This window comes from Bradyrhizobium sp. WYCCWR 13022 (genome assembly GCF_030435535.1).
Taxonomy (GTDB): Bacteria; Pseudomonadota; Alphaproteobacteria; order Rhizobiales; family Xanthobacteraceae; genus Bradyrhizobium.
The window spans coordinates 99,998-117,689 of sequence record NZ_JAUIZJ010000007.1 but is presented as its reverse complement, the minus strand read 5'-3'; the positions used below and the strand labels follow the sequence as shown (position 1 = coordinate 117,689).

The window sequence follows — 17,692 nt, the reverse complement described above, 5'->3', positions numbered from 1 at the left end:
ATAAGGCCCGCGCTATTCCATTTCCTGCTGGATGACGCGGCCGAGCGCGAAGAGGCGCTGGTCGATCGTGGTCGGAACCTCGCAGACGAAGCGCACCACCTTGCGACGGTCCTCGAAGATGCGGGTTTCCCAGATCAGCTGGTTGCTCATGGCGTCGACCTTGGCGTCGTCGCGCGGCGTTGCGTCCTGGAGCGCCTGGAGCTGGATGGTCTCCTCGCGGATCTTGTCGGCGGCCTCGCGCTGCTTGTGGCTGACGCGCTCGAGCCCCCTCATGACCTGGGAGCGCTGGGCGTTGAGCGTGTCGAACAGGCCGGCGAACAGCAGTTTTGCATTGGCGGTCTTGTCGGCGGCGGAACCGACCAAGAACTCCTTCACTGATTTTTCGGCCTCGTCCAGCGGCGTCTTGCGGGCCGCAAGCTTGGAGACCAGCGCGCTGACCTTGCTGTCGTCCTTCCACTTGGTCTCGGCGTCGTCGAGCGCGGGGCCGGCCCAGACGGCCGCGAGCGAGATCTCCGGCACCTTGGCCTGCGCGCAGGGCCAGTTGGGATAGCGCGGATCGGCGGCGTATGCGGCAACGGTCGAGACCGCAAACGCAAGGGCTGCCACGGCAAGGGTCCGAATGCTCATCCTTCGCCTCCCGCAGGCCCGCGCCGCGCCAGCCCGCGCGAGGGATCATAGGCGAAAATCGCGCCGATCATGAAGACGATTGTGCAGGCCCCGACCACGGCCAGCGAGATCCAGTTGATCTGTCCATACAGCGCAAAGCGGATCAGCTCGACCGCATGCGTGAACGGATTGGCCTGGCAGACATAGTAGAGATAAGGACTGCCCTCTTGCACGCGCCAGAGCGGGTACAGCGCGGATGACGCAAAGAACATCGGGAAGATGACGAAGTTCATCACGCCGGCAAAGTTCTCGAGCTGCTTGATGCCCGATGAGATCAGCATGCCGAGCGAGCCCAGCATCAGTCCTGACAGGATCAGCGCCGGGAGCACGGTGAGGTAGCCGATCGGGGGCGGCGTGATGTCCCAGAACCAGGCGATGATCAGGAACGCGTAGACCTGGAGCAGCGAGACCGCGGTGCCCGCCAGCAGCTTGCAGAACAGCAGGAAACCGCGCGGAAGCGGGCTCACCAGCAGGGTGCGCATATTGCCCATCTCGCGGTCGTACACCATCGAGAGCGAGGATTGCATGCCGTTGAAAAGCTGGATCATCGCCATCAGGCCGGGCGCGATGAAGACCTCGTAGAGGATGTAGGTCTCGTAAGGCGGGATGATGGAGATGCCGAGCACCTGGCGGAAACCGGCGGCAAAGATGAACAGCCACACCAGCGGCCGCACCAGCGCCGAGACGAAGCGCTCGCGCTGATGCAGGAAGCGCAGCCCTTCGCGCCAGACGATGCCGGTGAGGCAGGTCATGTACTCGGAGGCCGAGAAGCCGCGCGGCGCCTCGCGTGTGGTGACGCTGCTCATGCGCCGCCTCCCGGCACCGCTTGCGCGCCCGTCAGGCGCATGAAGGCGGTGTTGACGTCCTGTGCGCCGGCCTCCGTGATGACGCGGGCCATCGGGCCCTGAGCCAGCACCTTGCCCTGGTGCAGCACCACGAGGTCGTCACTGGGCATGATCTCGTCGAACAGATGCGTCGCCCAGAGCACGCCGATGCCTTGCTCGGTGACGAGCTGGCGGACATGGCTGATGATGTCGGCGCGCGCCTTGACGTCGAGGCCGACGGTCGGCTCGTCCAGCAGCAACAGCCGCGGGCGATGCAGCAGCGCGCGGGCGATCTCCAGCCGCCGCATCTGCCCGCCGGAGAGATCGCGCACCTTGCTGCCGGCGCGGTCAGCCAGGCCAATGCGCGCGAGCAGCTCGGCGCTGCGCGCGGCCGCCTCGCGGCGGCTGATGCCGTGCAGCGCTGCGTGATAGAGCAGGTTCTGCGTCAGCGACAGATCGAGATCGAGCGTGCGCGGCTGGAACACGACGCCGAGAAGACGCAGCGCCTCGCCCGGGCTCTTGCTGATGTCGTGGCCGAAGATGTAAACGCGGCCGCTCTGAATGCCGAACAGGCGGGTGATCAGCGAGAACAGCGTGCTCTTGCCGGCGCCGTTGAGGCCGAGCAGCGCGGTGAAGCTCGCCGGCTGCACGTCGAAGGAGACGTCGATGAGCGCGCGGCGCGGGCCGTAGGAATGGCTGACGCCGTCGATCGACAGCGCCGGCATCGCGGCCGGATCGGGCCGTGACGTCTCGCGTGGTTCGGCGATGGGTGCGGGGCTGGTCATGGCGCGATCGTGATGCCCCAGGGCAGTTCGCCCACCTGAATGGTCTTGATCACCTTCTGCGCGGCGACGTCGATGACGGAAACGTCGTTGGAGACGCCATTGGTGGTGAGCAGATATTTCTCGTCCGGCGTGAACGCCATGTGCCAGACGCGCTGGCCCACCAGCAGATATTTCGTCACCTTGCGCGTGGCGGTGTCGACCACGGCGATGCGGTTGGCGGGGCCGAGCGCGACGAAGGCGGTCTTGTCGTCCTTGGTCATGCCGATGCCGACCGGCTGGATCGCCTCCTTCCGCAGGCCCGGGATCTCGAAATTGACCTTGCCGATCACCTCGTGCTTTTGGGGATCGACGACCGACACCGTGCCGCCGATCTCCGACGACACCCACAATTCGGACGCGTCGTGCTTGAACTCGGCGAAGCGTGGGCGCGGATCGACCAGCACGTTGGCGACGATCTGGCGCGATCCCGTATCGATGAAGTGCGCCATGTTGGTCGTCTCGGACGTGTTGATCAGAATCTTGCCGTCGGGGCTGACGGTCATGCCTTCGGGCTCGACGCCGACCTGGATGTCGCCGAGGCGGGCGCGCTTCTCCAGATCGATCACGGTGACCGTGTTGTCGTTCTCGTTGGCGACATAGAGCGTCTTGCCGGCTGCATCCTGGGTGAACAATTCAGGGTCGGGACCGGAGGGCAGGGTGTCGACGATCGCCTGCGTCTTGGCGTCGATCAGCTGGATGGTGTCGTCGTCGCCGACCGCGACCATGACGAATTTGCCGTCACGCGTGAACTCGATGCCGCGCGGGCGCTGGCCGACCTTGATGGTTTGCGTCACGGTCCAGCTCTCGGTGTCGATCACCGACACCGTGTTGCTCTTCTCGTTCGAGACATAGGCGACGAAGGCATGCGCGGGCGCCGCCGCCAGCACGAGTCCGGACAGCAATCCCACGCGCAACATCCGTGTCCTCATTTCAGCTTGCATTTGCTCTCCGGGCGATCGTAGCCGAGCGTGTCGAGCTCGGAGACCTGGTGCAGAAATCCTTCCTGCGGCGACACCGACACCACCATGCGGCCGTCGACCAGCAGGATCGGCTGGCGGAGCTGCAGATTCCAGTCGCGCAGGGTGAGCCTTGTGCCCTTGAAGGCGGCGACCTCGAAGTTGGGTCCCTTGATGAAGTCGGTGACCTTCTTGACGTCGCCGGAATTGGTCCGCGTGGCAGCCTCGCCGATCATGCGCACCGCGGTCCAGGCCTGCATGTCGAGCGCGGTCATGCGCCGTGAGTTCAGCTTCATGAAGCGGTTCTGCATCTGGATCGCGCCCCATTGGTCCTGCGCGGCGTCCCAGCTGCGCGGCATCAGACCGGCCGAGCCCGCGACAGGGCGGGGATCCCAGGTGCGATAGGGCAGGTAGGCGGCGAACACCTCGCTCTCGTCGGCGGCGACCAGCACGTCGTAAGCGGGTGCTTGCTGGGTGAACACCGGCATCTGCCGCTGGATCAATGTCACGCCGGAGTCCGTGCGGCGTGCGCCGCCCTTGTCCTCGAAGGTGCGTTCCTGCACGATCTTGGCGCCGAAGCGCGTGGCGGCGCGCCGGAGCGCATCGGCGTAGAGCTTGTCCTCGTCATGCGAGCCGACCACCAGAAGCCAGCGCGACCATTTCTTCCACACCAGGTATTGGCCGAGCGCATCCGCCAGCATCGAGCGTGTCGGCGCGGTGTGGATGACGTTGGAACGGCAATCGGCCTCGCGCAGCCGCTCGTCGATGGCGCCGGCGTTGAACAGCAGCGTGCCGCGATCGCGCAAGGCATCGGCCACTTTCAGAAGCGCATCGGCTGGCAGGTCGGCAATGATGAAACCGTTCTTGTCGGCAAGGGCGGTCGCGGCCTGGACCACGTCCTCACCTTCCTTGATGCGGCGCTCCTCCAGCGTGAAGCGCTGGCCCGTGAACTTTCCGGTGGTGTTGTTGTCCTCGATCGCGAGCCTGGCGCCGGCGACGCCGTCATTCTCGGCGGGCTGCTCGACCAGCGACAGCGTCGATCGGGTACCGGCAACCCCGAGATAGCCGACGCCGATCGTAACCGGGTCGGCGGCGAGCGCTTGCATCGCCGCCAGACACAGGCCGATCGGGCCGAGCAACCATCGGATCATGCTTCCTCCAAAGAATCCTCCCCGGCTTGACCGCCGGTGGAGAATTGTTTCTGCTGGAAGCATGACCGATTTGGCAAGGCTTGCAACCCCGCATTTCGTCCTCGCGCGCGCGAGCGCAGGAATCACGATCGTGCGAGCGCTGCTGTGTTTCGCCGCATTGCTGTTGACGGGATCGGCCGCATTCGCCGATCCGCCGAAACTTGCGGTGTTCGACTTCGAATTGATCGACACCAGCCTGCCCGGCGAATTCTACGGCTCGAAGCCCGAGGAGGTGCGGCTCGCGCATATCAGCGAGCAGCTCCGCAAGGAACTAGCTGAGTCAGGCCGGTTCCAGCTGCTTGATATCGCGCCCATCAGGGATGCCGCCCATCACAGCAATCTGCAGGCCTGCGGCGGCTGCGACCTCAAGCTGGCCGGACAGTTGGGTGCGGACCTCGAGATCACCGGCATGGTGCAGAAGGTCTCGAACCTGATCATCAATCTCAACATCTATCTGCGCGACGTGAAGACCGGGAAGATGATCACGGCGGCCAGCGCCGACATGCGCGGCAACACCGACGAATCCTGGTCGCGCACGATGAGTTATCTGATCCGCAACCGCCTGCTGGCGCCGAATTACGGCAGGCCGGAGTAGATCCTTCTTTCCGTTAGCTCCGCTGTACCCTCTCCCCCTGTGGAGAGGGTGGCTTCGCGAAGCGAAGCCGGGTGAGGGGTATCTATCCTCACGGACAGTTTCGCGAGTGGAAACAACCCCTCATCCGGCGCTTCGCGCCACCTTCTCCCACAAGGGAAGAAGGGAAGAGGAGCAACGAAAACTACCCCTTCAATCGCTCCGCATGCCAGTGCAGATGGTCGCTCATGAAGGTCGAGATGAAATAGTAGCTGTGGTCATAGCCCGGCTGCCGTCGCAGCGTCAGCGGGATGTTGGCCTTGGTGCAGGCCGCCTGCAGCAATTCGGGCTTGAGCTGTTCTTTCAGGAAATTGTCGGCCTCGCCGACATCGACCAGGAAGCCCGAATATTTCGCGCCGTCCTCGATCAGCGCGACCGTGTCGTGGCTGCGCCAGGCCTCCTTGCTCGGCCCCAGATAGCCGGTCAGCGCCTTGATGCCCCAGGGCACCTGTGACGGCGCCACGATCGGGGCGAAGGCGCTGGCGGCGCGATAGCGGTGCGGGTTGCGCAGCGCCACGGTCAGCGCGCCATGACCGCCCATGGAATGGCCCATGATCGATTGCCGCCTGGCATCGAGGGGAAAATTTCCCGATACGATCTTGGGCAATTCGTCGGTGACATAGCTCCACATCCGGTAGTTGCGCGCGAACGGCGCTTCGGTCGCATCGACATAGAAGCCGGCGCCGAGGCCGAAATCATAGGCGTTGTTGGCATCGCCAGGCACGTCGGGTCCGCGCGGCGAGGTGTCGGGGGCGACGAAGATCAGGCCGAGCTCGGCGCAGGCTCTGCGGAATTCGCCCTTCTCGGTGACGTTGGCATGGGTGCAGGTGAGGCCGGAGAGATACCAGACCACGGGCAGCCTGGCGCCGTCGGCATGCGGTGGAACATAGACCGAGAACACCATGTCGGTTCCGGTCGCCTGGCTCGCATGGCGGTACACGCCTTGCACGCCGCCATGGGATCGATTGGTCGAGACAGTCTGGATCGTCATGCCTGATAGCTCCGTGGCATCTCACCACATCGAGAATGCAATGCCTGTATGACCGAAATTCGTGGCGTGCTTTTAGGCCACGCCGCTGTCGATCGCCAGCCTCACCAGCTCGACCGAAGTCTTGACCCCGAGCTTCTGGCGCATGATCGAGGAGGTATTGGCGACCGTCTTGTAGGACGATTGCACCAGCCAGGCGATCTCGGACAGGCTTTTTCCCGCGCTGAGCAGCCGCAAGATCTCCATCTCGCGCGCGTTCAGCTTCGACAGCGGGCTCTGCGTCAGGGTCGGCCCCGCAAAGGCGATGCTGCGCGCGATCGCGCTCGGCAGATAGGTGCCGCCGGCGCCGACGGTGCGGATCGCTTCGACGAGATCATCGGGGTCGCCGGTCTTGGACACGTAGCCCTTGGCGCCGCACTCGATCGCGCGCGCGGCGAAGGCCGGATCGTCGTTCATGCTGAACATGATGATGCGGGCCTCCGGCGCACGCTCGAGGATGCGGCGCGCGAGCTCGAAGCCGGAGACGGTCGGCAGGTTGATGTCGATGACGCAGAGGTCCGGGCGCTCGACGATGAAGACGCTCTCGCCGTCCTCGGCGTCGGCGGCCTCCAGAATCTCGATCTGGCCCTCGTCGGCCAGCACGGCGCGGCAGCCGGAGGCGACAATGGGATGATCGTCGACGATCAGAATGCGCATAGGCGTTCCCCGTGACAGCGCCGGACTCTTCGTTTCCGCGCCGCATGATACCGACCGAGACAAACACGCGTCTCATGTCCGGTCATGCAACCCGGCCGGGATTGCTGTACGCTTCCGATTAGATATCGGCCGCTTCGTCCCTGTCAACGTCGTCGGACAGGCGCGAGCGATCGTTGCTGGGGCACGGGCGAAAGCAATGTGGCAAAATCTATCCTTGCGTGGGCGCATCAACCTTCTGCTGGCGCTGCTGCTTGCGCTCGGGCTCGCCGTCAATATCGGCCGTCAGGTCGCGGAAGCGGGGCCGCGCGTGCAGGCCGAGGACCAGAGCGTGATCCGGCTGGCGCGCGAGTTCATCGAGATGATCGTTGCCGATCTCAACGAGGCGCCGGATCCGGATGCCCGGTTGAACCAGATCGCACACGACCTCAATCGCCTGCGCCATGTCAGCATCGCGCTCCGCGACGCCGGCGGGAACCCGCTGACGCCGCCGCGTCCTGATACCGACGACGAGACGCCCGGTCCGCCGGCCTGGTTCGTCAGCCTCGTTCACCCCGAGCAGACAGCCGTCAGCGTGCCGGTCTCGGTCCATGGCAAGCCCGGCTCGCTGACGATCACCTCGCATCCCAACGACGAGATCGCCGAGATCTGGGACGCCATCGTCACGCAGCTCGAGGTCGGCTCCGTCATCGCGCTGGTGCTGTTCCTGGTGATGATGACGGTGGTCGGCCGGGCGCTCGCGCCGCTGGAATCACTGGCGCAGACCATGGGCGAGCTCGAGGACGGGCACTACGACGCGCGCGTCAACCCTGGAGGCGCTCCCGAGCTGGCTGCGATCTGCACCCGGCTCAATCATCTGGCGGCAACGCTCGGGGAGGCGGTCGAGGACAAGCGGCGGCTTGCCGAGCGTGCGGTGTCGCTCCAGGACGTCGAGCGCAAGGAGATCGCACGCGAGCTGCATGACGAGTTCGGGCCATATCTGTTCTCGCTGCGCGCGCATGCCAGCGCACTGGCAAAGCTCGCCGATGGACGTGCGCCGAGCGCGGAGGCCGTGCGTAAGCACGGTGGCGCGCTGCTGGAGCAGATCAACGCGCTGCAGCAGTTCACCCGTCGCGTGCTGGAGCGGCTCCGGCCGGTCGGCCTCGCCGAGCTCGGTCTCGGCAAGGCGCTGGAATCGCTGTCGCGGCTGTGGCGGGAATCGCATCCCGACGTCACGATCGAGACCACGATCTCGCCGGCACTTGGCGTCACCGGGGAGACCGCCGACCTCACCATCTACCGCGTGGTGCAGGAGGCGCTCACCAACGCCTTCCGCCACGCCGGTGCGACCGCGATCGTCGTGGCGATCGAGCCTGCGGAGCAGCCGGGCCGCGACGGCCGCTTCTGTGCGCGGGTGCGGGTCAGCGACAACGGCCGCGGCATGGAGCCGGGGCAGAAGCTCGGCTTCGGCCTCGTCGGCATGCGCGAGCGCATTCTGGCGCTCGGCGGCACGCTCAACGTCGCCTCGGGCGAGGGTGGTGTCACCGTCGAGGCGCTGGTTCCGACTGCGGCAGCCTGATCGCACCCTGGACAAATCCCGATCGGGAAAAATTCCCGATTTGGTCGGGAAAAAGGGTGCGGACAATGCCGGACCTTTTGTGGCTAGTGCATCCGTCAGGGCCGACTACACTTCTCCGCGCAATCGGCGACGTTCAAAACAGCCGACGCTTGGGAAGTGGGACGGCAGGGGATGGGCGCACGAAAGCTTTTGATCGCCTCGATGTCGACGGGGCTGGTGCTTTCGACCGGCGCGGTGATGGCCGCGCAGGACGAGGAGACCAATGTCCAGAATTTGCCCGCGGTCGAAGTGGTGGCGCCGCAGCCGACGGCGCGCCGCAGCGCGCCGCGCCCGGTCGCGCGCGCTGCTGTCAATTCCGGCAAGCCGAGGACCAGTGGCAGGATCTACGTCTATCCAACCGCGCCCGGCACCGGCCGAGGTCTCGATGTCGACAAGGTTCCGTCGGCAATCAACGCCGTCGACGCCAACCAGATCAAGCGCACCGGCTCGCTCAACGTCACCGATGCGCTGCGCGACAACATCGCCGGCGTCAGCATCAGCGAGGTCACCGGCAACCCGTTCCAGCCCAACGTCGAGTTTCGCGGCTTCATCGCCTCGCCGATAACAGGCACGCCGCAAGGGCTCGCGGTGTACCAGAACGGCGTGCGCATCAACGAAGCCTTCTCGGACGCCGTCAACTGGGACCTGATTCCGACTGCGGCGATCAGATCTGCGACGCTGGTGACCAACAACCCCGTCTTCGGCCTCAACGCGCTCGGGGGCGCGATCAATCTGCAAATGAAGGACGGCTTCACCTATCAAGGCGCGGAGCTTGACGTCATGGGCGGCTCGTTCGGCCGCATGCAGGGCTCGGCGCAATGGGGCAAGCAGGTCGACCGGAACTGGGGCATCTACGCCGCGCTCGAAGGCTTGCATGACAACGGCTTCCGCAACTTCTCCCAATCGGACGTGCGGCGCTTCTACAGCGACGTCGGCTACAAGGCGGGCGACAGCGAATTCCACGTCAACATGGGCGTCGCCAAGAACGATTTCGGCGCCAACGCCACCGTTCCGGCCGAACTCCTGAACAACTACTGGGGCGCGACCTATACGACACCGCAGACCAGCTCCAACCGCGTCGGCTATCTCAACCTGACCGCCAAGGCCGACGCGACGCCGACCTGGACGCTCGAAGGCACCGCGCATGTGCGCCGGTACGAGCAGAAGATCGTCGACGGCAATCCGACCGACGTAACCGAGTGCACGGCGGACGCGACGCTGCTGTGCTTCGGCGACGGCGCGACGCCCGCGAATGGCATGAACGGCGTGCAGCTTGGCAATCCCTTTGCTCCGGGAACGATCCTCGGCGAGATCGACCGGAGCTCGATACGGTCGACCAGCTTCGGCGTTTCGGGGCAGGCCACCAACACCGATCAGCTGTTCGGGCACGAGAACCGCTTCGTGATGGGCACGAGCTACGATGCCAGCGTCACGCGCTACGATGCCACCGCGGAGATCGGCTCGATCGGAGAGAACTATGTCGTGAGCGGCAGCGGCCTTTTCCTGGGACCGACAGGCACGATCGCGACCGGCTTTGCCGGTCCCGTCTCGCTGCGGACCGTCAACCAATACAACGGCGTCTATGCGATGGACACGTTCAACGTCACGGACGCCTTCGCGATCACTGGCGGAGGCCGATTCAACGTCGCGCGTATCTCGCTGGAGGACCAGCTCGGCACCGCGCTCAACGGCGACTATACCTACACGCGATTCAATCCGGTGATCGGCGGCAGCTACAAGATCACGCCGGAGCTGACCGCCTATGCCGGCTATTCCGAGGCCAACCGCGTGCCGACACCGCTCGAGCTCGGCTGCGCCGATCCGAACAATCCCTGTCTGATCGCGGCGTTTCTGGTCTCCGACCCGCCGCTCAAGCAGGTCGTGTCCAAGACCGTCGAAGCGGGCCTGCGCGGCACCAGGGAATTGACCATCGGCACGCTCGGCTGGAAGATCGGCGGCTTCCGCGCCACCAATTACGATGACATCCTGGCCGTCCCCGCTCCAGGGCGGACCGGCTTCGGCTACTTCACCAATGTCGGCAGGACACGTCGGCAGGGCCTCGAGGCCGAGGTCAACATCAAATCGCAGACGCTCCAGTTCCAGGCGAGCTACACCTTCGTCGACGCACGCTTCCTCGACGCATTGACGCTCGGCTCCAACAGCCCGTTCGCCGATGCCGACGGCAACATCCAGGTCCTGCCCGGCAACCAGATCCCCGCGATCCCGCGCCACCGAGTCAAGGTCGGCGTCGACTACGCCGTCACCGATGAATGGAAGGTTGGCGGCAATGCGCTGTTCGTCTCCAGCCAATATCTGGTCGGCGACGAATCCAACCAATATTCCAAGCTGCCATCCTACACGGTGTTCAATCTGCACACCTCGTATCAGGTGACCCGGAACGTCCAGCTCTACGGCAAGGTCGACAACATCTTCGACAACCGCTACGCGACCTATGGGCAGTTCTTCGACACCGCCGCTCTGCCGAACTTCACCAACGGCGGAAACCCCTTCACCGACCCGCGCTCGCTGAGTCCGGCGAGGCCGCGCGCATTTTATGCGGGGATGCGGGTGACGTTTTAAATTGGAAAGTCTCACCGGCGGGCGTCAAGTGGCTGGCGTTCAACGGTAATGCTGCGAAGCAATTTCGATCTGCCGATTGCGCGCCTCAGTCGCCCAGCGGCCCTTTGGCGTCCCCGTCGCTGCGCTTCATCAGCTCGTATTTCATCCGCCGCATTCGCCCCTGGGCCTCGAGCGGCTTGCAATAGGCCGTCGAGGCGGCGAGCAGATCAATGGTCGCAAGAATCGCATAGCGTGATGCCGTCGGCTTCAGCGCATCCGGCGCTTCCGGTACGTGCACACCGAGCGTGATATCGGCGATCGAGGCGAGCTTGCTTTGCGGCTTGGTAATCGCAACGACGAGAGCGCCGTAGTGCTTGGCGATACTAGCCGCTTCGATCACCTCTTTCGCCGCACCTGTGGTCGAGATGGCAATCACGACATCGTCGCGACCGAAGGTCGCTGCAATCATCAGCATCAGCCTCGGATCGGAGGCGTGAGAGACGGCGACCCCAAGACGAAAAAAGCGGTTCTGCACCTCCGCTGCCGCAAGGGTCGAGCCGCCGCCCACGCCGAACGCAGCGAGTTTCGAGCAGCCGGAGATGGTTTCGGCAGCCTTCTCGATGTCCTCTTTCCGTAGTCCCTCCTCGACGGCGGCAATAGCGCGCCGGATTTCCTGAAACACCGACCGCCACAACGCGGGACGCGCCAGATCCGTGCCGACATGCGGCGGCGGCTCAACGTAGATCCGCCCCACCGCCATCGCTTGCGCCAGCCGCACCTTGAGGTCACGGACTCCGCGGCAGCCCACGGTGCGGCTGAACCGCGTGACCGTCGGCTCGCTCACGCGCGCGCGACGGGCGAGTTCGGCGTTGCTGGCATGAATAGCAAATTCGATATCGGACAGCAGCGCCGTGGCAACGCGCTGCTCCGACGGGCTGAGATTCGGCGCGCTCTGCCTGATGAGGGAGATGACGTCGCCGGCGACGAAATTGTCGTGGCTTGCGGGCTTCGGGATCACAGCCGCTGCGGTTCTCGCCGGTTCAGTTCGCTTCGCTCGCGGCATTGCCCGCCCTTCCTCAGGTCAGATCAACCTGCGAAATCCCCGTAAGAAACCTTCAGTACCGACCAAAGATACATCGACTTAGTCGTAAGGAGTAGCAATTTTCTGCTTGAAATCCCGCATATTATGTCTGTAACTTTCAAACAAAGAAAATCCGCCGCCGATCCCCCCAGCAGGACCACAGCCCGCGCGGATAGGCAGGCGACTTAACAAATCGGGAGGGGCGATCATGAGATACGGTCTGAGTGTCTTGATGCGTGGCGCCATTGTGACAGCCACCGCGTTGTTCCTGAATGCGCAGGCGGGTGCGGCCAGACTCCTACGCGAAGCCACCATCGGCGAACCGCCGCCACTCGACGTCATGCTGACGACAGCCGACGTCGCATCAGTCATCGGCCGCCACATCTTCGAAACCCTGTACGCGCTGGACTCGACCTATGCGCCGCGCCCGCTGCTGGCCGAGAGCGATCGCGAGGAGGACGGCGGTAAAACCATCGTCATCAAGCTCCGCGAAGGCATCCTCTTCCACAACGGCAAGGAGATGACTGCCAAGGACGTGGTCGCATCGATGACGCGCTGGGGCAGTTACGGAGCGCGGGGCAAGCTCTTGATGGCCGCCGCCACCTCGGTCGAGGCGAGCGGAAAGTACGAGGTCACGCTGAAGCTCTCGGCGCCGAACGGCGCCTGGAAGACTCTGATTGCAGACGTCAATGGTGGCCTTGCGATCTATCCGGAAGACATTGCCACCAATGCAGGAAATAAGCCGATCGAGCAGAAGGACTATATCGGGACCGGACCATACAAGTTCGTGGAGTGGCGGCCGAACCGCTATGTCGAGGTGGAAAAATTCGACGGCTATAAGCCGGTGCAAGAAAAGGGAGACGGCTTCGCCGGTGCCCGCGTCGCCATGTTCGACAAGATCCGCTTCATTCCGGTCCCTGACGTCGGCACGCGCGTGAGCGGTGTGCAGGCCGGCGATTATGATTATGCGGAAATGATCTCCGGTGATCTCTACGAGTCCTTGAGCAAGGACCAATCGGTTCAGGTGCAGCGCACGAACGCGCCGATCTTCGGCCTCTTCTTCATGAACTCGAAGCAGGGGATTCTGAAGGACAATTATAAGCTCCGCCGCGCCATCCAGACCGCGTTGGACAAATCGCAGGCCCTGCGCGTCGCCTTCGGGCCCAAGGACCTCTGGAACGCGGAAGGATCGATCTTCCCCAAGGGCACGCCCTGGTACTCGGCGGAAGGCGTCTCCGGTTACAGCGCGCATGATGCGAAGAAAGCCAAGGAGCTCGCGAAGGAGGCGGATTATACAGGGACGCCGATCCGTCTCCTGGTCTCGACAAATTACCAGGCGCATTACGACGAAGCTTCCGTCTTCACGCGCCAGCTGGCTGACGCCGGGATCAACGTTCAGATGATGGTCGTCGATTGGGCGACGCTTCTGAAGATGCGGGGCCAGCCGGAGCAGTGGGACATCTTTGTCACCCACCATTCATTCTCGCCCGACCCGCTGCTTCTCACCTTCCTGAACGCCAGCTATCCGGGCTGGTGGGACAGCCCCGAGATCGGCACGCTGCGGGCCGAGCTGATCAAGTCGACCGATCCTGCGGCACGCAAGGCGACCTGGGACAAGATCCAGGCCCTGATCTACGAACAGGTGCCGGTTATGAAGGTCGGCGATGCCTACACCTACGACATCGCGTCCCCCAAGCTGAAAGGGCTCAATCCCAACGGTCCAGCCTTCTGGAACGTGTCCACCAAATAGCAACCGGCAATGAGGCCACGAGAAGCGTCGGGCACCGGCGCTTGCAGTAGCCGCTGATCGGCGCACAATCATATGTGGTCTTACGCTTTCAAGCGCGCGGGAACGACGGCTGTGACGCTGCTGGCAGCGTCCGTCATCATCTTCGCGTTCATCCACGTCGTGCCAGGGGATCCCATCTACGTCCTACTTGGTGACACGGCGACGCCAGACCAGATCGACGCCTTGCGGCATCAGCTCGGCCTCGATCAACCGATCCTCTTGCAATATTTGACCTGGATGGGCCATGTGCTCGAGGGCGACCTCGGGCGGTCGATCTTCTTCCAGGCACCGGTGTTGTCGGTGATTGCCGATGGCGCCGAGACCAGCATTCTGCTCGCGACCATGACGATGGTCTGGGTTGCGGTCATCGGCGTGCCGATCGGCATGATCGCGGCGGTCCGGCACGGCACGTGGCTCGACCAGGGCTTGTCTGGCGGGGCGATGTTGATGGCCTCGATACCCACGTTCTGGGTCGGGCTCTATCTGATCCTGATTTTTGCGGCCTGGCTCGGCTGGTTTCCGAGCTCAGGATATCCCTCGATCTTCGAAGGCGGTCTCGCCAATCTCCGCTATCTCGTCCTCCCCAGCCTCGCGCTTGCGGCGCCGAATGCCGCCTTGATCCTGCGGCTGACGCGCGCAAGCATGCTCGATGTCTCCCGCGAGGACTACGTGCGCACGGCACGCGCCAAAGGAATCCGGCCGTGGCAGGTCGTACGCCGCCACATCTGGCGAAATGCGCTGCTGGCGGTCGTCTCGGCGTTCGGATTCACGTTCGCCGCATTGCTGTCGGAGGCGGTCGTCACGGAAACCGTATTTGCCTTGCCCGGGATCGGCCGCCTCGTCGTTCAATCGATCCTTCGCCGAGACTATCCCGTCATTCAAGGCGTCATACTGGTCATCGTCGTGGTGTATCTGCTGATCAATCTGATCGTCGACCTGAGCTACCGTCTGCTCGATCCCAGGGTCGAGTTGCAATGAGCAGCAACAGCGCAACCTTGTGGCTCCGGCCGTTCATCGCCCGCCCGATCGCACTGGTCGGGCTCGCGGTCCTGTTGGCGACCGTGCTCACCGCGGCCTTCGCTCCGTGGCTCGCGCCTTTTGATCCCTATGCCATCGATCCGGCGATCCGCCTGGCGCCCCCGAACGCGGTCCATTGGTTCGGCACCGACCAGTTTGGCAGGGACACGCTGTCTCGCGTCATCCACTCGGCGCGCATGGCGCTCCTCATCGGTTCGGGCGTGGTTGTCTTCGCTCTCAGCACGGGCGTGCCGATCGGTGTCCTTTCCGCCCTGTTCCCGCGGCTCGGCCACGTGCTGATGCGCATCGTCGATGTTCTGATGGCCTTTCCGACGCTGCTGCTGGCACTTGGGATGATCGTGATCCTGGGACCGAGCGTGGCCAATGCGATTCTGGCGATCGGGCTCGGCTACATGACGACGACGACGCGCATCGTTTACGGCCTCACGCTACGCTTGCGTACCGAAACCTATGTTGAAGCGTCGCGCAGCATGGGCGCCGGAACCCCATGGCTCATCAGCAAGCACATCCTGCCGAACCTGGTCTCACCGCTTCTGGTACAGGCCAGCTTCGTCTTCGCGTTCTCGCAGCTTGGCGCGGCATCACTCGATTTCCTGGGCCTCGGCGCTCCGCCGGACATTCCGAGCTGGGGCAATATGCTGGCGGAGTCGCGCACCTTCATCACGCGTGCTCCGTGGCTGCTCATCTTTCCGGGCTTGATGATCGTGGTGACGGCATTTTCCCTGAACCTGGTCGGCGATGCCCTGCGTGATCGCCTCGATCCGCGATTTCGTCAGGTCTTCGGCGAGAAAGGTTAGGCCGTGCTATCCGTTCGCGATCTTACGGTATCATTGGGACCGGAGCATGCAGCGCTCGACATCGTCGACGGCGTGTCCTTTGGCTTGGCCAAAGGCGAAATACTCGGGCTCGTCGGTGAATCCGGCTGTGGCAAGAGCATGACCTCGCTCGCCGTCATGGGGTTGCTGCCGCAACCCGGCCCCCGCGTTCGGGCCGGGCAGGTCATGCTGGATGGCTGCGATGTGACGCGGCTGCAGCCCTGGCAACGTGTCGAGGCGGGACATGGCCGCATGGCCATGATCTTTCAAGAGCCGATGACATCGCTCAACCCGGTCCGCCGGATCGGCGATCAGATCGCCGAGGCCGTGCGTGTGCATGAGGGAATTTCGGGCGCCGCGGCGCTCTCCCGGGCGCGCGAGCTGCTAGAACTGGTGCGTATGCCCGATCCCCAAATGCAACTGTCGGCTTATCCGCATCAATTGTCCGGGGGCCAGCGCCAGCGGGTGATGATCGCGATCGCTCTTGCCTGCAGGCCCCAGGTGCTGATCGCCGACGAGCCGACCACGGCGCTTGATGTCACCATCCAGGTCCAGATTCTCGGCCTGTTGCGCGAGCTCTGCAATCGTCTCGATATGGCGATATTGTTCATCACCCATGACATGGGGGTCATCGCGCAACTCGCCGATCGCGTGTCCGTCATGTATGCGGGCCGGATCGTAGAAACCGCTTCGGTCGACGGGCTGTTCAAGAGACCGGCTCACCATTACACAAGCGGGCTGATGGATTGCATGCCGTCGCGAAATCCGAGCGCGCGCCGTCTGCCGACCATCTCTGGCCAGCCGCCGGCACCCGGTAGGCTGGCTGCTGGCTGCGTCTTCGCCTCACGCTGCGTCGCCGTACGCGACCTTTGCCGGACGGAGGCCCCGTCCCGCGCGGAGGTCTCGCAGGGACACGAGGTGCTCTGCGCGTTTCCCCTGAACGGCGGAGGGCCGTCATGAGGAGCGAAGCCATTCTCGATGTCCGGGATTTGAAAGTCTCCTTTGGTGTCAGGCGCGCTGGACGGAAACACCGGGTGCAGGCGGTGGACGGCGCTTCGCTGTCGCTGGCCGAGGGCGAGGTGCTTGGGATCGTCGGGGAATCCGGCTGCGGCAAGACGACGGTGGGACGATCCATCGTCGGGCTGGTCCGTCCCGATAGCGGCACCGTCGGCTTCAAGGGAGCCGATGTGATCGGTGCGCGTGGCGCCAGCCTCCGTAAGATGCGGCTGAATGTCCGGATGGTGTTCCAGGATCCCTATGCATCGCTCAACCCGCGGCGTGCGGTCGGGGACGCCGTGGCGGAAGCCGGCGACATCAACGGCTTCTTCAAGAGCCGCGCCGAGCGTCGCGCGGCGATAGAAGCCACGTTGACGGCCGTAGGTCTCGATCCGTCGTTCGCCGCTCGCTATCCATATGAGCTGAGCGGCGGGCAGCGCCAGCGGGTTGGTATCGCACGCGCCATTCTTCCGACGCCGTCCATCGTTATCGCCGACGAGCCGGTCTCGGCGCTCGATGTGTCCGTGCAGGCCCAGGTGCTCAATCTGATGATGGACTTGCGCGAGCAGCTGAGCTTGTCGATGTTGTTCATCTCGCACGACCTTGGCGTGATTGGACGGATCAGCAGTCGCGTTGCCGTCATGTACATGGGCCGGATCGTGGAGCAAGCCGGGACGCGGACGGTCCTGGATCATCCGCTTCATCCCTATACGCAAGCCTTGGTGGCAGCGATCCCGAAGCCGGATCCCTCGAAGCGGATCCAAGGCGCGATCGAAACAGGTGAACCGCCAAGCCTGTTTAGGCGACCGAGCGGCTGCGCATACGCGCCTCGTTGTCCAATAGCGAGCGATCGCTGCGTGGCCGATGTCCCCGAATTGCGATCCGTCGGCACTGACGGTAGGATAGTTGCCTGTCACAATTTGTAACGGCGCGCGCGGCGGGGAGGGCCAGCCAAGCAATCCCGATGATGTCACTATGCGCCTGTTTTGCCCGACGGGTCAAGCACTCTACGGTTTTTCGGAAATCGTGTGCGCGAACGGCAGGC

The 17,692-nt window shown here is 64.1% G+C and carries 16 protein-coding genes; 8 read left to right on the top strand and 8 right to left on the bottom strand.

The features are described 5' to 3' along the window. Positions 1 to 12: 12 nt before the first annotated feature. From QY049_RS12205 to QY049_RS12185, 5 genes are read right to left on the bottom strand one after another with little or no spacing between them, the layout of a single operon-like run. Complete coding sequence (locus QY049_RS12205) at positions 13 to 627, bottom strand: hypothetical protein (RefSeq protein ID WP_301269383.1); 615 nt, start codon at positions 625 to 627, stop codon at positions 13 to 15. Then, a complete protein-coding gene (locus QY049_RS12200; protein ID WP_301269382.1) occupies positions 624 to 1,472 on the bottom strand; it encodes an ABC transporter permease in 849 nt (282 codons plus the stop codon). The genes QY049_RS12205 and QY049_RS12200 overlap by 4 nt, the downstream gene beginning before the upstream one ends. Beyond that, entirely contained in the window at positions 1,469 to 2,275 is an 807-nt protein-coding gene (locus QY049_RS12195; protein ID WP_301269381.1) for an ABC transporter ATP-binding protein, read from the bottom strand. The genes QY049_RS12200 and QY049_RS12195 overlap by 4 nt, the downstream gene beginning before the upstream one ends. Continuing rightward, a complete protein-coding gene (locus QY049_RS12190; protein ID WP_194481219.1) occupies positions 2,272 to 3,255 on the bottom strand; it encodes a YVTN family beta-propeller repeat protein in 984 nt (327 codons plus the stop codon). The genes QY049_RS12195 and QY049_RS12190 overlap by 4 nt, the downstream gene beginning before the upstream one ends. Continuing rightward, positions 3,240 to 4,421: an ABC transporter substrate-binding protein gene (locus QY049_RS12185; protein WP_301269380.1), complete on the bottom strand. Its 1,182-nt coding sequence runs from the start codon at positions 4,419 to 4,421 to the stop codon at positions 3,240 to 3,242. The genes QY049_RS12190 and QY049_RS12185 overlap by 16 nt, the downstream gene beginning before the upstream one ends. 61 nt (positions 4,422 to 4,482) lie before the next feature. Here QY049_RS12185 and QY049_RS12180 point away from each other — a divergent pair, with 61 nt between their 5' ends. Further along, entirely contained in the window at positions 4,483 to 5,055 is a 573-nt protein-coding gene (locus tag QY049_RS12180) for a DUF3280 domain-containing protein (RefSeq protein WP_258766020.1), read from the top strand. 181 nt (positions 5,056 to 5,236) lie between these two features. Here QY049_RS12180 and fghA read toward each other — a convergent pair whose 3' ends face one another. Continuing rightward, positions 5,237 to 6,082: an S-formylglutathione hydrolase gene (fghA, locus tag QY049_RS12175; RefSeq protein WP_301269379.1), complete on the bottom strand. Its 846-nt coding sequence runs from the start codon at positions 6,080 to 6,082 to the stop codon at positions 5,237 to 5,239. 72 nt (positions 6,083 to 6,154) lie between these two features. After that, positions 6,155 to 6,775, bottom strand: coding sequence for a response regulator transcription factor (locus QY049_RS12170; RefSeq protein WP_194481226.1), 621 nt, complete (start codon positions 6,773 to 6,775; stop codon positions 6,155 to 6,157). A 196-nt stretch (positions 6,776 to 6,971) separates the two neighbouring features. Between QY049_RS12170 and QY049_RS12165 the strand changes: the two genes are divergently transcribed. Beyond that, positions 6,972 to 8,330 (top strand): histidine kinase, encoded by a 1,359-nt coding sequence (locus QY049_RS12165; RefSeq protein WP_301269378.1) that lies wholly within the window; start codon positions 6,972 to 6,974, stop codon positions 8,328 to 8,330. 171 nt (positions 8,331 to 8,501) lie between these two features. Further along, the gene (locus tag QY049_RS12160) at positions 8,502 to 10,949 is read left to right on the top strand and encodes a TonB-dependent receptor (RefSeq protein WP_301269377.1); all 2,448 of its coding nucleotides are present in this window, start codon (positions 8,502 to 8,504) and stop codon (positions 10,947 to 10,949) included. An 85-nt stretch (positions 10,950 to 11,034) separates the two neighbouring features. Here QY049_RS12160 and QY049_RS12155 read toward each other — a convergent pair whose 3' ends face one another. Beyond that, positions 11,035 to 11,991: a MurR/RpiR family transcriptional regulator gene (locus QY049_RS12155; protein ID WP_194481232.1), complete on the bottom strand. Its 957-nt coding sequence runs from the start codon at positions 11,989 to 11,991 to the stop codon at positions 11,035 to 11,037. Between the two features lie 226 nt (positions 11,992 to 12,217). Between QY049_RS12155 and QY049_RS12150 the strand changes: the two genes are divergently transcribed. From QY049_RS12150 to QY049_RS12130, 5 genes are all read left to right on the top strand, one after another. Further along, the gene (locus QY049_RS12150; protein WP_194481234.1) at positions 12,218 to 13,759 is read left to right on the top strand and encodes an ABC transporter substrate-binding protein; all 1,542 of its coding nucleotides are present in this window, start codon (positions 12,218 to 12,220) and stop codon (positions 13,757 to 13,759) included. Positions 13,760 to 13,831: 72 nt separating this feature from the next. Continuing rightward, positions 13,832 to 14,776 (top strand): ABC transporter permease, encoded by a 945-nt coding sequence (locus tag QY049_RS12145; protein ID WP_194481235.1) that lies wholly within the window; start codon positions 13,832 to 13,834, stop codon positions 14,774 to 14,776. Further along, positions 14,773 to 15,633, top strand: coding sequence for an ABC transporter permease (locus tag QY049_RS12140; RefSeq protein ID WP_194481237.1), 861 nt, complete (start codon positions 14,773 to 14,775; stop codon positions 15,631 to 15,633). Before QY049_RS12145 ends, QY049_RS12140 begins: the two co-directional genes overlap by 4 nt. A 3-nt stretch (positions 15,634 to 15,636) precedes the next feature. After that, entirely contained in the window at positions 15,637 to 16,611 is a 975-nt protein-coding gene (locus QY049_RS12135; protein ID WP_194481239.1) for an ABC transporter ATP-binding protein, read from the top strand. A 74-nt stretch (positions 16,612 to 16,685) separates the two neighbouring features. After that, on the top strand, positions 16,686 to 17,573 hold the full coding sequence (locus tag QY049_RS12130) for an ABC transporter ATP-binding protein (RefSeq protein ID WP_301269376.1): 888 nt from the start codon (positions 16,686 to 16,688) through the stop codon (positions 17,571 to 17,573). The last annotated feature ends 119 nt before the right edge of the window (positions 17,574 to 17,692 follow it).